Below are 14,214 nucleotides of genomic sequence, written 5' to 3' on the forward strand. Positions count from 1 at the left end.
CGCACCTGCCGGTGAGCGCACGCGTCATTCTGCGCGTGATCGCCGGGATCGTCGTCCTCGCCCTCATCCTCGCTCTCATCGGCGTCTTCTTCGTCCGCCGGTCCTTCCCCACCACCGATGGTGAGATCTCTCTGCCCGGCCTCGACGGTCCGGTCACCGTCCATCGGGACGAATCGGGTGTTCCGACGATCGAGGCCGAGACCGCCCATGACCTCTTCCTCGCCCAGGGTTTCACACACGCTCAGGACCGTTTCTGGGAGATGGACTTCCGCCGCCATGTGACCTCCGGGCGGCTGTCCGAACTCTTCGGGAAGTCTCAGCTCGAGACCGACACCTTCATCCGCACCCTCGGCTGGCGGAAGGTCGCCGAGCAGGAGGTGAAGAAGCTCGATAAGCAGAGTCTGGCCTACTACCAGGCCTACGCCGACGGAGTGAACGCGTACCTCAAGGACAAGTCCCCCACCGAGGTGTCCCTCGAATACGGTGTCCTCGGCCTCCAGAACGGTGGGACCGAGATCGAGAAGTGGACACCCGTCGACAGCGTGGCCTGGCTCAAGGCCATGGCTTGGGACCTGCGCTCGAATCTCGAGGACGAGATCGACCGCGCAGTGCTGACGTCGAAGCTCGACGACGATCAGGTCAAGGATCTCTTCCCCGACTACCCCTATGCCACGCGCCCGACGATCATGGGCGGCATCGCAGGGCAGAAAGCCGCGAAGAGCGGCCAGGACAAGGTTCGCGCCCCCGTGCCGGGCGGCACACCGACATCCGGCGGCTCCCCTGCCCCGAGCGACTCCGCTGCGAACTCGACCGAGGGCGAGGCGAATGCAGGCGGCTCCGTCACTGATGCCCCGTCACCGGCCGACGCTGGACCGACGACCGACGACTCGTCACCGGACGACGACAGCGCCCAGATCGATGACCTCCTCGATCTGCGGGAGCGCGTCGCTTCCCTCCCGCAGTTGCTGGGCATGAGCAGCGACGACATCGGGTCGAATTCGTGGGTGATCTCCGGAGAGCATACGAAGACCGGCGCGCCTCTGCTCGCCAACGACCCGCACCTGTCGCCGTCGATGCCCTCGGTCTGGTACCAGGTCGGGCTGCGCTGCAAGGAAGTCACCGAGGCCTGCCCGTTCGACACCACCGGGTTCTCGTTCTCCGGACTGCCCGGCGTCGTCATCGGCCACAACCAGTCGATCGCGTGGGGACTGACGAACCTCGGCGCCGACGTCACGGACCTCGTCGTCGAGAAGCTCCGCGACGGAACGGTCGTCCACGACGACGGCGACGAACCCGTCCGGACGCGCAAGGAGACGGTGAAGGTCGCCGGAGGCCAATCCCGAGAGATCACGATCCGCTCCACCCGCAACGGTCCGCTCGTCTCCACGCTCGACGGCAGCTACCGGCGCGCCCTCGACGCCTCCACCGGGGCGGACTCGACGGACACGAAGTCGGGGCCGGCGAAGGAGCACTACGGTCTCGCCCTCGACTGGACGGCACTGCGTCCGGGCACGACCGCCTCGGCGATCTTCGCGATCAACAAGGCCACGAACTGGTCCGAGTTCCGGCAGGCGGCGAAGAAGTTCGACGTGCCCTCGCAGAACCTCATCTACGCCGACGTCGCCGGCAACATCGGCTATCAGGCCCCGGGGATGATCCCCCGCCGAGGTGACGCCGACGGGACGCTGCCCCGGCGCGGCTGGAAGTCCGCTGAGGACTGGCAGGGCTGGATCGACTTCGACGACCTGCCGAGCCTGTACAACCCGAAGCGAGGTTGGATCGTCACCGCGAACAATCCCGTCACCGCTCCCGGTGAGGCAGACGAGCTGACCAAGGACTACGACTACGGGGACCGGGCCAGACGGATCACGAAGCGGATCAAGGACGCCGTGGCCGAGAACAGAAAGCTCACCGCCGCGGACATGTCCGTGATCCAGGACGATGACCTCAACCCGTTCGCCGCGAAGCTCGTGCCGACGGCCGTGAAGATCCATTCCCACGGCGATGAGGACATCCTCCGGGCGAAGAAGCTGCTCAAGGGCTGGAACGGCCATGATGCCGCCAGCAGCGCCGGAGCTGCCTACTTCAACGTGCTCACGAAGAACCTGCTCGACCAGACGATCACGCAGAAGCTGCCCAAGGGCGTGGCACCGGCAGGAGGTTCGCGCTGGTACCTCGTGCTGTCGAATCAGCTTGACGATCCCGATTCCTCGTGGTGGAAGTCCGAAGGCGTCGACAGTCAGGACGAGGCGCTGCGCAAGGCGATGAAGGATGCGTGGACGGAGACCGAGGACCTGCTCGGTCCCGAGCCGGTGACCTGGCGGTGGGGCATCCTGCACCGGCTGACGATCCGCAACGCCAGCCTCGGCGAATCGGGGATCACTCCGGTGGAGAAGCTGTTCAACCGCGGACCCTACGAGGTCTCGGGAGGTTCGGGAGTCGTCCACGCCACTGGATGGGACGCTTCGGTCGGATACGAGACGAACTGGGTGCCCTCGATGCGGCAGATCGTCGATCTGTCGAACTTCGACAGGTCGAATTGGATCAACCTCACCGGCGCCTCGGGGCACGCCTACCACCCGCACTATGACGATCAGACGAACGACTGGGCGGCGAACGTCAATCGGCCCTGGCCCTACTCGCCGCAGGCCGTCGCCGCGGCGGCCGAGGAGACGCTCACCCTCGAACCCTGAGGAGCGCGCTCGAACCCCGAGGGGGCTCAGGGCTTCGGCAGGATCTTCGCTTCGAGGAAGTTCGCGACATCGTCTTCCCAGCGCACCGGGTCGATGTTCCATTCCTTCGTGTGGTGGGCCTTGCTGTAGGCGGGCATCGTCACGAGATCGCGGCGGACGGAGGCCAGTGCGTGCGAGGGCCCCGAGGGGACGAACTCGTCGTCATCGGAATGGATGAGCAGGACGGGCACGTCGAGCTCGGCGGCCCGGGTGACCCAATCCATCCGGTCGAGGTCGAGCGGGGTCTCGAGCCCGGTGATGGGCCGGGCCCACGGCTGCGTGATCATCTCGAGGGTGAGCTTCGCGACTGGGGTCGGCAGCAGGTTCCGCCGCGCCTGCCCGTCGAGCACGTTCACCCAGTCCACGACGGGACCGTCGAGGACCAGCGAGGTGACGTAGCGGCGATTGCGTCCGCGTGAGGCCGCCTGCAGGGCGATGGCTCCGCCCATCGACCACCCGAAGAGGACGACGTTCTTCGCCCCCTGTGACACGGCGTAGTCGATGGCCGCATCGACGTCGATCCATTCGGTGTCGCCGAGTCCGTAGCGGGAGGTGGTCTCCACCCGCACCTCGGCGTCATTGCGGTAGGACATCGCGATCGCGGGCACACCCAGGGTGTTGAGCACGCCGGCGGCGCGCAGTCCTTCGGCGCGAGTGCTCGCCCGACCGTGGATGAGGATCGCCCACGTCTCCTGCGGCTCCGGGTGATCGGTGGGCAGCAGCCATGCGGGCAGACTACCCGCGTCGGAGACGATCTCGATGTCCTCGAAGTTCACCCCGGCGGCCAGCGGATCGGGGTAGACGACCCCGGTCCAGCGTCCTCGCCAGGCCCGGCGGATGTCTCCCTTGGTGACGGAGATGATCTCACGGGAGACGGTGCGCGAGCGCGGATCGTATTCGACGATGTCCCCGATCACTGCGTGACCGGAGCCCTGGTTGAAGTAGAGACCGTAGGTGCCGGGCACCGTCGTCTCCTCATCCGCCGGTAAGTGGATGCGCATATTCGGAGGGAAGCCGTCGATGTGGAGGATGTCGAGTTCTTCGGGAGCATTCTCCGGAACCACGATCCGACGAGCGAAGTAGGCGGCCAGCCCCGAGGACGCCACCGAGATCAGCGCGCCGGCTCCGGCGCCGATGCCGACAGCGGCCACCAGCAGACGGGTGGGGAATTTCGTCTCGCGGACCATGAAAACCTCCTGGGTTCATTGTTGCCTAAGGAATGAGCAGGAGCCAAACGCTGTTGTCCCACACAGAGCGACGAATGCCCGTGTCAGGAGTCGGTGGGACAATGGATTCCACGCGCAGACATGCGTCCGTCCGCTCAGAACCGTCACTGCACACCGGAGGTCACGATGACACAGAACACGAACACCGCACCCCAGTCGGCGGGCGCGGAATCCGCTGGCTCGAACAGCGCCGCGACCGAGTCGACCGGTCCGGAGATCCGCTGGCAGGACGTGCTCTCCCCCGAAGAGTTCGCCGTCCTGCGTCAGGGCGCGACCGAACGCCCATTCACCGGTGAGTACAACGACGAGACCGCAGTCGGCATGTACCAGTGCCGGGCGTGTGGGGCCGACCTGTTCCCGTCCGAGACGAAGTTCGCCTCGCACTGCGGCTGGCCGTCGTTCTACGCTCCCCTGGCCGAGGATCGCGTCCGCTACATCCGTGACTCCTCCATGGGCATGGAGCGCATCGAGGTCCGCTGCGCGAACTGCGATTCCCATATGGGCCACGTCTTCGAAGGTGAGGGCTACGGCACCCCCACCGATCAGCGGTACTGCATCAATTCGATCTCACTCAAGCTCAACACCGCCGATGCCCAGGGCTGAGGTGACAGAGTCCACGACCGAGGCGGCGCGATCCGCTGAGGCCGCCCCGACCGATGCAGGCGCCCCGTCGCGAGTGACCGCGGGAACGGCCGAACCGATCATCCGCACCTTCGCGGAGCTGACGCCCGCCGAGCTGTACGGCATCATGCAGCTGCGCTCGAGGATCTTCGTCGTCGAACAGGAATGCGTGTTCCTCGATCCCGACGGTGTGGATGCACTGCCGGAGACCCTGCACGTGTTCTATCCGCGGTCGGCGCAGCCGATGCGCGACACTCATGGGTCCGAATTCGGCCGCGACCTCGGGCCCTGGGCCTATGCACGTCTCCTGCCCGCCGACGTGCCCGACGGACCGGCGGCACGACCGGGCGCCCGGAGCATCAGCCGGGTCATCACCCACCCCGATGCGCGCGGCCAGGGGTGGGCCAGGAGGCTGCTGTCCGACCTCGTCACGCGCTGGTCTGACCACGACCTCACGCTTAATGCGCAGTCCCATCTCGAAGGGTTCTACGGGTCGTTCGGGTTCAGACCCAATGGACCGCGCTTCCTCGAGGACGGGATCGAACACACCCCGATGGAGCGCCTGGCCGACTGAGCGACCGCCACGGTTCGACTCAGCACAGCTCGACGCGAGGTGGCTCAGTTCTGCACGGCTCGGCCCGGTGCCGCTCGGCTGAGTTCTGCACAGCTCAGCCCGGTGCCGTTCGGCTCAGTTCGACTCAGCCTCGGCGGCGTCGACGGAGGCGATGATGCGCTGCATGACGGCATGCAGCTCGCGCACTCCGTCGACGTCCATGCCGAGCTTCTTCATCATCGACCCCGGAATCTCTTCCGCGGTCTTCCGCAGCTCGGCTCCGGTCGAGGTGAGCGTGACTTCGACGATCCTCTCGTCGTGATCCGACCGCGTCTTCGTCACATAGTCCAGGGCCTCAAGACGTTTGACCAGCGGCGAAACGGTCGCAGGTTCGAGTCGCAGGAGGTTCGCGATCTCCCGCACCGTCAGCTTCTCATGCTGCCACAGGGCGAGCATGACAAGGTACTGAGGATGGGTGAGATGGATCGGATCGAGCACCGACCGATAGGCGCCGATCACCCCTCGTGAAGCAACCGCCAACGCAAAGCAGATCTGACTCTCGAGCGCCAGAGGATTCTCCAGTGGTTCCGTCGTTCCCTCGGATCCGAGCATCGCTCCTCCTTCGACTCTGTCCATCGGCTGTTCCCCTACCGATGCGCAGCATCGTCGACAATTGGTTAGTGCACTAATCATTAGCGTACACTGTCGGTAGATTCAGGCTTCGTCCACCGGCCCGCTCCGCGCGCCTCGTCGATAGGATCCACCCATGTCGCCCTCGTCGCAGACACCCCCTGACGGCTCCGACCACGCTTCTCGCGCAACCCGGGACTCGCAGCGCGGAGTCGGCTGGCTCAACAACTTCTTCCGCAAGATCGTCGGACCTGCGCAGGTCGACAACACGCGGCCCGGCGGCTACTTCGAGGACGAGTCCCTGCGTCATCAGCAGCTCGACGCCATGGGCCTGGAGATGCGCACCGACGCCAACGGCCACTCCTATGTCGTGAAGAAGACCACGGACTGACGACTGCCGGGACAAGAGCTCCCGCACAGACGCAACCGCCGCCTCACCCGAAGGTGCGGCGGCGGTTCTGTCTGCGCGGCGCTCAGCGCCAGTCGGTGATGATGTCGACGAGTTCGCGGCGGGGTCCCGTGTAGAAGGGGATCTCCTCGCGCACGTGGAGGCGAGCCTGGGTGTTGCGCAGGTCCCGCATGAGGTCGACGATGCGGTGCAGCTCGGGGGCCTCGAACGCCAGCAGCCACTCGTAGTCACCGAGGGCGAATGACGCGATCGTATTCGCTTTGACGTCCTTGTACGCGGCGGCGGCCATGCCGTGGTCACGCAGCATCTTCGACCGCTCCGCCGGGTCGAGGACGTACCAGTCGTAGGACCGCACGAACGGGTAGACGCAGATGTAGTCGCCGGGGACGTCATCGACGAGCAGCGCCGGCAGATGTCCCTTGTTGAACTCGGCCGGACGGTGGAGGCCGACGACCGACCACACAGGTTCGAGGATGCCGCCGAGCAGGCTCCGACGGATCACCGAGTACGCGGCCTGCACCAGCTCGATGGTCGGCGCGTGGTACCAGAACATGACATCGGCATCGGCACGCAGGGCCGAGACGTCGTAGATGCCGCGGACGACGAGCCCCTGCTCCTTGAGCGGTTCGAGCCCCGCGAGAAGTTCGTTCGCGAGTTCGGCGCGGTCGGCGTCGCCGAGCTCCCCGGCAGAGGCATACACGGAGTATGCGATGTACCGGGTCTGCGAGTTCGCTTCTTCGATCTGGGCGTCGGTCGGCCGTGTGTAGTCGCTCATTCCTGCTCCTTCTGTGATCTGTTCATTCTGTGTCTCAGTCAATGTCTCGGTCGGTGTTGACCTCAGAGTCTCGGTCGGTGGATGAGCTCAGGCGTGCAGCAACTGCCTCGGCGCGGGCGATGCAGGCGGGGATCCCGACCCCATCGAAGGCCGATCCCGCCAGTTCGAGTCCGCCGATGCCGGCGATCTGCGCATCGACGGCGGCGATGCGGGCCGCGTGGCCGGGCAGGTACTGCGGCAGTGCGGAGTCCCAACGCTCCACCTCGGCGGCAATGATCCGAGCGGTCGGTCGCGCGGTGATCGTGGACCAGTCGGCGAATGCCCGGTCGATGATCTCGGCGTCCGTGTCGCTGCGCCATCCCTCGGGCCCGTCGCCGAAGCGGCCGATGCTCATCCGCACCAGCGCGGTGCCCGGGGGGATGTGGCTGCGGGTCCACGGCCATTTGTTCGACACGAACGTCGACGCCTTGATGTAGGTGCCCTCCGGCTCAGGGATGAGGAAGCCCGAACCGTTCAGCTCGGTCCCGTCGAGGTCGATCAGCGCCGGAACCAACGCCGTGGACGCATAGGGAATCGCCGCGAGTGCCGCCGAGGACTCCGGTGCGATGTCGGTCAGCAGCCGCGCACTCACATGCGCGGGCGTGGCCAGGACGAGCCCATCGGATTCGATATCGAACCCTTCCCCCGTGACCTGCCAGATCCGCCCGCGTCGTGCGATCCCGGTGACACCGGCGCCGAGGCGGATCGTCCCGCCGCGCGATTCGATCGCCTCGTACAGGGCGGGGATGAGCCGGTTGATGCCGCCTTCGAAGCTCATGAACACCGGTTCGGCCGTCCCTGTCGACTCCGCGGCACGAGCGTCCCTGGCGGCCAGCAGACCGGCCACGAGGTCGAGCACCGAGGTGCCGTCGACGGCGGCGGGCAGCAGTGCGGGGACGGTCTCGGCCAGCGACAGGTCACGACAGCGACCGGCGTAGACGCCTCCGAGCAGCGGATCGACGAGGGAATCGACGATGGCGTCGCCGAGCCGCTCGGCCAGGAAGTCTCCGAGCGAGACGTCCCCGCCGCCGATCGGGGGTGTGATCTCCTCGGCGGCCAGGCGACGGGCCGCCTCGGCGCCGATGAGGGATTCGACCTCGGCGGCGTCGGCGGGGACACCCATGATCTGTCGTTTCGGGATCGGATGGAGTTCGCCCCGGCTGAGCACCTGGGAACTGTGCTCGGTCGAGGGGAAGGCGGTGTCCATGCCGAGCTCGGCGGCCAGGCTCTTCGTCTCCGGGCGGCGGTTGAGGCTCGCCTCGGCGCCGGTATCGATGCCTGTCTCGACGGCACCGGACAGAGTGGTGGCCTTGAGGCATCCGCCCAGTCGAGTGCCGGCTTCTAACACGGTGACCCGGTGGTCGGCGCTCAGGCGGTAGGCGGTGACGAGGCCGGAGACCCCTCCCCCGACGACGGTGATGTCGCTCATCGGGTCAGCGGGAGCCGAGGATCTCGGCCGAGACCCGGTGCACGTGCTCGACGATGCGGCCGGGAACCTCGGGGTCGGTGTCGGGAAGCACGCCGTGGCCGAGGTTGAAGACGAAACCGCGGTCGAGGTCGAGTCCCGCCCTGACGATGTCCTCGATGCGCGGGGCCAGCGCCTCCCAGGGGGCGAACAGCAGTGCCGGATCGAGATTGCCCTGCAGGGCCTGACCGGGCTGGACACGAGTGGCGGCGTCGGTGAGGTCGACGCGGAAGTCGACGCCGACGGCGGTCGACCCGGCCCGGGACATGGAGTTCAGCAGTTCGCCGGTCTGGACGCCGAAGTGGATGCTGGGCACCTCGTGGTGGGACAGTCCGTCGAAGACCGCGGTCGAGTGTGCCAGCACATGGTCGTCGTAGTCGCGGCGGCAGAGGTAGCCGGCCCAGGAGTCGAAGAGCTGGAAGGCCCTGGCACCGGCACTGAGCTGCACGTCGATGAAGGTCGTGGAGATCCGCGCGAGCTTGGCCAGCAGGGCCGAGAACGCTTCGGGATCGGAGGCCATGAGCGACTTCGTCTTCTCATGGTTCTTACTGGGGCCGCCCTCGATGAGGTAGCTGGCCAGAGTGAATGGGGCACCGCCGAACCCGATCAGCGGAGTGTCGCCGAGCTCGGCAGTGATCCGAGCGATCGATTCGGCGATGTCCGGAATGTCATCGGCATCGAGTTCGGGCAGGGCGTCGATGTCGGCACGGCTGCGCACGGGGTTCGCGATGACCGGGCCGGTGCCGGGCACGATCTCGACGTCGACGCCGGCCGCCTGCAGCGGAACGACGATGTCGGAGAAGAAGATGGCCGCGTCGACGCCGTGTCGGCGGACCGGCTGCAGTGTGATCTCGGAGACGAGTTCGGGGTTCCGGCACGCGTCGAGCATTGCGGTGCCTTCGCGCAGCTTCCGGTATTCGGGCAGCGAGCGGCCTGCCTGCCGCATGAACCAGACGGGAGTATGGGAGACCGGCTCCGAACGCAGCGCGGCCAACAGGGATGATGTCATGGCTCCATCCTCCCATTCTTCTCAGGTCGATGCCCACCGGTCACCGGTTTCAAGACGCTGTGTCTTGCCCCACTCCGCGGACAGTCCTGCTCCACTCCGTGAGTGTGCCGGTCGGGAATTCTCCGGACCCTCCTCGGCGTGGATGATTTCCCCGCCACGACGGCTGATCTATCGTGGCGAGTGTGGTCAACACCTCACCTCTCAATCGCATCCCGGCGGAGTTCTCGGCCGTGACATCGGTGCTGCGTGAAGCACGCAGCACGAACAATGTGACGATCTCCGAGATTCCCGCTCCGGCCCGCCTCGCGCCCTATTCCTATGCGCTCGGTGCCGAGGTCAGCGCGGACGAGACCTTCCTGCGCGCCAGCGGGGAGACCATCGAAGAACTGGCCACCGGACGCATCGTCGTCCTCTTCGACCCGGCCGCTCCCGAGGAATGGGAGGGCCGTTTCCGCATCGTCTCCTACATCCGCGCCGAGCTCGAACACGAACTGGGCAACGAGACCCTGTTGGGCCATGTCGCGTGGAGCTGGCTCGAGGACGCTCTCGAATCGAACAGCTGCGAGGTCCTCGCTGCGGGCGGGACGACGACCCGGGTGCTGTCCGAGAGCTTCGGAACATTGGCCGAACGTCCGGCCACGATAGACTTGGAGCTGCGGGCTTCGTGGACGCCTGTGATTGACGAGCCGGATCTGATCGGCAATCACTTCGAAGCCTGGGTCGATCTGCTCAGCACAGTCGCCGGACTGCCACCGCTTCCTGAAGGAGTCACAGCCCTGCCCGGGCGCCGTCGATGACAACTGAACTACCGCTTTTGGAAACACCCGCGAACGGCATCCCCGACGTCGTCGACACCCCGGAGGACTTCTCCTCGACCGTCGCCAGCCTGGCAGCCGCGGCGGGGCCGATCGCCATCGACGCGGAGCGTGCTTCGGGGATCCGCTACGGCCAGCGGGCGTTCCTCGTCCAGCTGCGGCGGGACGGGGCAGGCACCTTCCTGCTGGACTCCGAGACGCTCGGCGACCTCAGCGGCCTCAACCCCGCCCTCGGCTCCGACGAATGGGTCATCCACTCCGTCACCCAGGACCTTCCCTGCCTGCAGGACCGCGGGATGACTCCGGCGGCGCTCTTCGACACCGAACTCGCCGCTCGCCTGTTGGGCTGGGAGAAGTTCGGACTCGCCGCCGTCGCCGAACGCACACTGGGGGTCCGACTGGCCAAGGAGCATTCAGCCGCTGACTGGTCGACACGTCCCCTGCCGAAGGCGTGGCTGAACTACGCGGCCCTCGACGTCGAGGTGCTGCTGCCCATCCGCGACATCCTCCACCAGCAGCTGCTCGATGCCGACCGGTGGGAGTTCGCGCAGCAGGAGTTCGACCATCTCCTCGATTTCCAGCCCAAGCATTTCGCCGAACCGTGGCGGCGCACGCACGGGCTCTCCAAGCTCAAGTCGCGCCGCGACATCGCCCGTGTCCGCGAACTCTGGCTGGCCCGTGATTCTATGGCCAGCAAGGCCGACCTTGCGCCCAGCAAGGTTCTGCGTGACCGCGACCTCGTCGCTCTCGCACAGTCCGGGGTGAAGTCGAGCGATGACATCATGACCCAGTGGCGCAGGCTCTCCCGCGCCGAGGCGGCCAGACTCTTCCGCGCCTACCGCAAGGCGTCTCGTCTCACCGCCGATGAGCTGCCGCGTCGGCAGGAGCGCGGACACCAGCAGAGCACTCCGTTCAGCCACACGGATCTCAAAGATCGGGTTGCCGCGCTGAAGTCGGTGATGGCCGAGCTGGCAGAGTCGCTGTCGATCCCCCACGACGTCCTCCTCCAACCGGCCATCGTGAAGTCACTGGCCGCGCAGACGCACGTCGATGTCGCGGATTACCTCGCCGAGGCGGGGGCACGTCCGTGGCAGATCGAGCTGAGTGCCCCGGTGCTGACGAAGACCCTGACTGGTCTCCCCCGCGCCTGATCCCACCCCACCTCGGCGGAGGGGTGCCTCACACGGCTCTGCGCGTCCCTTTCGCAGCCCGGTCGGCCACCTCGGCGGGCAGGGCCCGGACGATGTCGTCAACGATCGTGTCCGTGTCGAGACCGACGTGGTCGAGGATCTCCTCGCGCGTACCCTGCGGCAGGAACTCATCGGGAACCCCGAGCTCGAGCACGCCGATCCGGGAATCGGCCTCGCGCAGATCCGAGCGGATCTGCGAACCGACGCCGCCGATCTTCACCCCGTCCTCGATGACGGCGACAAGACTGTGGTTCGCGGCGAGGTCGATGACGGAATCGGGCACCGGCAGCACCCACCGCGGATCGACGATCGTGGCAGGAATTCGGCGCTGTTCGAGCTCATCGGCCACTTTCCCGGCCAGCCGTGCGAACGGTCCGACGGAGACGATGAGCACATCGGCCGAGGACCCGGCCGGCACCTCACGGAGGACATCCACGCCGTCGGTCAGCCGCCTCAGCGCCGAGATATCGGCACCGACGCTGCCGCGTGGGAACCGCAGCACCGTCGGCCCGTCGGAGACGGCGACGGCCTCGCGCAGCTCTTCGGTCAGACGGGCCGCGTCGCGGGGTGCCGCGAGCCGGAGTCCGGGGACGATGCGCAGCATGGCGATGTCCCAGATGCCGTGGTGGCTGGCGCCGTCGGGCCCGGTGATGCCGGCGCGGTCGAGGACGAAGGTCACGCCCTGCCGGTGCAGGGCGACGTCCATGAGCATCTGGTCGAAGGCGCGGGAGAGGAACGTCGAGTAGATGCACACGATCGGGTGCAGTCCGCCGTAGGACAGGCCCGCCGCCGAGGCGACCGCGTGCGCTTCGGCGATGCCGACGTCGAAGACGCGGGCGGGGAATTCCTCGGCGAACTTCGCGAGCCCGACCGGCTGGAGCATGGCCGCGGTGACCGCGACGATGTCGTCGCGCTCTTCGGCGAGCTCGCATACCTCGGTGCCGAACACGGAGGTCCACGACGTCGATTTCGATGGGGTGGGTCTCCCCGTCACTGGGTCAATGACGCCGACGGAGTGGAACTGGTCGGCGTCGTCGTTGACGGCCGGGTCGAAGCCATGGCCCTTCTGCGTGATCATGTGGACGATGATGGGTCCGCCGTCGAACTGTCTGGCCAGTTGCAGGGCCTTGTCGACCGAGGGCAGGTCGTGGCCGTCGACGGGCCCCAGATATTTGATGCCGAGTTCGTCGAACATCCCGGTCTTGGCAGGGCTGACCATGTCCTTGAGGCCGCGTTTGACTCCGTGAATGGCGCTGTAGGCTGCGCGGCCGGGGGCACCGGACGAGCGGAGCGTCTCTTTGCCCCAGGTCAGGAGCTTCTCGTATCCGGACATGGTGCGCAGTTCGTCGAGGTGGGCGGCGAATCCGCCGACGGTCGGGGCGTAGGAGCGGCCATTGTCGTTGACGATGATGACCAGCCGCCTCGGCGGGATGGAGGTGTCGGCGGCGATGGTGTTGAGCGCCTCCCACGCCATTCCCCCGGTCAGGGCGCCGTCGCCGATGACGGCGACGACGTGTCGGTCGGTCTCGCCGGTGAGTTGGCGGGCCTTGGCGATGCCGTCGGCCCAGGACAGGGAGGCCGAGGCGTGGGAGTTCTCGACGACGTCGTGCTCGCTCTCGGCCCGGCTCGGATAACCCGACAGTCCGTCACGCTGACGAAGGGTCGAGAGGCGGTCGTGCCGGCCGGTGAGCATCTTGTGCACATAGGTCTGGTGGCCGACGTCGAAGATGATGGTGTCACGTGGGGAATCGAAGACCCGGTGGATGCCCATGGTGAGTTCGACGACGCCGAGGTTGGGGCCGAGGTGTCCGCCCGTGCCTGCGACCGTGGTGATCAGGTGGTCCCGGATCTCTTTGGCGAGGACCTCGCATTCGCCGGCGTCGAGGGCGCGCAGATCTGCCGGTGAGCCGATGTTATCGAGAAATGTCATTCGGTCTCACTCTTCTGACGGCAACGGTGACGGGCAGATTCCATTCGCCCTATCTTATCTCTCCGGCGCGTCCGGACTCGGATACGACGAAGGCCGGTGGGTTCAATACCCACCGGCCTTCGTCACCAGCGCTCACCCGGTCGTCAACCGAACCGGGTCAGAGCAACCTGAGGATCAGGCCTCGGCCAGCTGGCGCAGCACGTACTGAGACACGCTTCTCCGATGTGCACGGTAGTTGAACACCTGAGTTCACCCTACTGACGGGGCAAATCGCCAGGTCAGGGGCATCCCCAGGAAGGGCATGGGACTTCTTCGCTGCCGCTGGTGCAACACCGTCGACGTGGTTCGTTTGCGGTAGTTGGGCATTGGCCAGTAGCCGACCCGGAATGGACCCTGGCGAGATAGAGGGGGGCTTGCCCAGCCGTCCGTCGCACTGCAGCAGGCATCCCATTCGATCAATCGCCCGCAGGTATCAGTCTCACCGATCCGGTTTCGCTCTATGTCGTTACGCCACTCACACTCTAGACTTCTAGGCTCTCGCTGGACGATCTCCATTGTCGCGCCTCAAGAAGTCCCGAGAAGGAGATGACTAGGAGGCGAACATCTGGGCAGTCGGAAGGCAGCTGACGTGCGAGCCACGCACATCCGAGATCGCCAGATCGTCGGGCGCACCCGTCGCGTCCGACCGAGTACCGGTCGGCCCGTCAACTGGTCGTGGCCGTTGCCGAGCACGGGCCCAACTTCGGGGCATCCTTCGGGCCCAGTCGACCGCCCATCGAGTGACCCCCGCTGCACTGAGCTCACGTGCCTTGCGTTCTGA

At 66.6% G+C, this 14,214-nt stretch carries 12 protein-coding genes; 6 read left to right on the top strand and 6 right to left on the bottom strand.

Translation table 11 applies throughout. The annotated features are described in order from the left end of the window. The first annotated feature begins 11 nt into the window (after window positions 1–11). Complete coding sequence (locus J9314_RS10670) at window positions 12–2,693, top strand: penicillin acylase family protein (RefSeq protein WP_246490332.1); 2,682 nt, start codon at window positions 12–14, stop codon at window positions 2,691–2,693. A 26-nt stretch (window positions 2,694–2,719) separates the two neighbouring features. Here the strand turns inward: J9314_RS10670 and J9314_RS10675 are convergent, their stop codons facing one another. Beyond that, window positions 2,720–3,919: an alpha/beta hydrolase family protein gene (locus tag J9314_RS10675; RefSeq protein WP_210602385.1), complete on the bottom strand. Its 1,200-nt coding sequence runs from the start codon at window positions 3,917–3,919 to the stop codon at window positions 2,720–2,722. Between the two features lie 165 nt (window positions 3,920–4,084). Here J9314_RS10675 and msrB point away from each other — a divergent pair, with 165 nt between their 5' ends. Then, window positions 4,085–4,561 (top strand): peptide-methionine (R)-S-oxide reductase MsrB, encoded by a 477-nt coding sequence (gene msrB, locus J9314_RS10680; protein WP_210602386.1) that lies wholly within the window; start codon window positions 4,085–4,087, stop codon window positions 4,559–4,561. Between the two features lies 1 nt (window position 4,562). Continuing rightward, window positions 4,563–5,153, top strand: a complete 591-nt coding sequence (locus J9314_RS10685; RefSeq protein ID WP_246490333.1) for a GNAT family N-acetyltransferase — start codon at window positions 4,563–4,565, stop codon at window positions 5,151–5,153. 114 nt (window positions 5,154–5,267) lie between these two features. Here the strand turns inward: J9314_RS10685 and J9314_RS10690 are convergent, their stop codons facing one another. After that, complete coding sequence (locus J9314_RS10690) at window positions 5,268–5,768, bottom strand: MarR family winged helix-turn-helix transcriptional regulator (protein WP_246490334.1); 501 nt, start codon at window positions 5,766–5,768, stop codon at window positions 5,268–5,270. Between the two features lie 130 nt (window positions 5,769–5,898). Between J9314_RS10690 and J9314_RS10695 the strand changes: the two genes are divergently transcribed. Beyond that, window positions 5,899–6,153, top strand: a complete 255-nt coding sequence (locus J9314_RS10695; RefSeq protein WP_210602388.1) for a hypothetical protein — start codon at window positions 5,899–5,901, stop codon at window positions 6,151–6,153. 82 nt (window positions 6,154–6,235) lie between these two features. On the opposite strand, the gene hemQ is transcribed toward J9314_RS10695, so the two are convergent. From hemQ to hemE, 3 genes are read right to left on the bottom strand one after another with little or no spacing between them, the layout of a single operon-like run. Continuing rightward, complete coding sequence (gene hemQ, locus J9314_RS10700) at window positions 6,236–6,946, bottom strand: hydrogen peroxide-dependent heme synthase (protein ID WP_210602389.1); 711 nt, start codon at window positions 6,944–6,946, stop codon at window positions 6,236–6,238. Between the two features lie 34 nt (window positions 6,947–6,980). Beyond that, window positions 6,981–8,414, bottom strand: a complete 1,434-nt coding sequence (gene hemG / locus J9314_RS10705) for a protoporphyrinogen oxidase (RefSeq protein ID WP_210602390.1) — start codon at window positions 8,412–8,414, stop codon at window positions 6,981–6,983. A gap of 4 nt (window positions 8,415–8,418) precedes the next feature. After that, on the bottom strand, window positions 8,419–9,459 hold the full coding sequence (gene hemE, locus J9314_RS10710; protein ID WP_210602391.1) for a uroporphyrinogen decarboxylase: 1,041 nt from the start codon (window positions 9,457–9,459) through the stop codon (window positions 8,419–8,421). A gap of 182 nt (window positions 9,460–9,641) precedes the next feature. On the opposite strand from hemE, the gene J9314_RS10715 reads away from it, so the two are divergent. Both J9314_RS10715 and J9314_RS10720 read left to right on the top strand, forming a co-directional pair. Then, a complete protein-coding gene (locus J9314_RS10715) occupies window positions 9,642–10,256 on the top strand; it encodes a DUF3000 domain-containing protein (RefSeq protein WP_210602392.1) in 615 nt (204 codons plus the stop codon). 17 nt (window positions 10,257–10,273) lie between these two features. Then, on the top strand, window positions 10,274–11,425 hold the full coding sequence (locus J9314_RS10720; RefSeq protein ID WP_246490335.1) for a ribonuclease D: 1,152 nt from the start codon (window positions 10,274–10,276) through the stop codon (window positions 11,423–11,425). A gap of 28 nt (window positions 11,426–11,453) precedes the next feature. Here the strand turns inward: J9314_RS10720 and dxs are convergent, their stop codons facing one another. After that, window positions 11,454–13,394: a 1-deoxy-D-xylulose-5-phosphate synthase gene (gene dxs, locus J9314_RS10725; RefSeq protein ID WP_210602394.1), complete on the bottom strand. Its 1,941-nt coding sequence runs from the start codon at window positions 13,392–13,394 to the stop codon at window positions 11,454–11,456. Window positions 13,395–14,214 lie beyond the last annotated feature (820 nt).

Source organism: Brevibacterium oceani (assembly GCF_017948325.1).
In the GTDB taxonomy this organism is placed as follows: Bacteria; Actinomycetota; Actinomycetes; order Actinomycetales; family Brevibacteriaceae; genus Brevibacterium; species Brevibacterium oceani.

Bases quoted from the DNA above. Each gene is read 5' to 3' on its own strand.
- J9314_RS10675 (WP_210602385.1), bottom strand. From the start codon at position 3,919: ATGGTCCGCGAGACGAAATTCCCCACCCGTCTGCTGGTGGCCGCTGTC.
- msrB (WP_210602386.1), top strand. From the start codon at position 4,085: ATGACACAGAACACGAACACCGCACCCCAGTCGGCGGGCGCGGAATCC.
- J9314_RS10690 (WP_246490334.1), bottom strand. From the start codon at position 5,768: ATGGACAGAGTCGAAGGAGGAGCGATGCTCGGATCCGAGGGAACGACG.
- J9314_RS10695 (WP_210602388.1), top strand. From the start codon at position 5,899: ATGTCGCCCTCGTCGCAGACACCCCCTGACGGCTCCGACCACGCTTCT.
- hemQ (WP_210602389.1), bottom strand. From the start codon at position 6,946: ATGAGCGACTACACACGGCCGACCGACGCCCAGATCGAAGAAGCGAAC.
- hemG (WP_210602390.1), bottom strand. From the start codon at position 8,414: ATGAGCGACATCACCGTCGTCGGGGGAGGGGTCTCCGGCCTCGTCACC.
- hemE (WP_210602391.1), bottom strand. From the start codon at position 9,459: ATGACATCATCCCTGTTGGCCGCGCTGCGTTCGGAGCCGGTCTCCCAT.
- dxs (WP_210602394.1), bottom strand. From the start codon at position 13,394: ATGACATTTCTCGATAACATCGGCTCACCGGCAGATCTGCGCGCCCTC.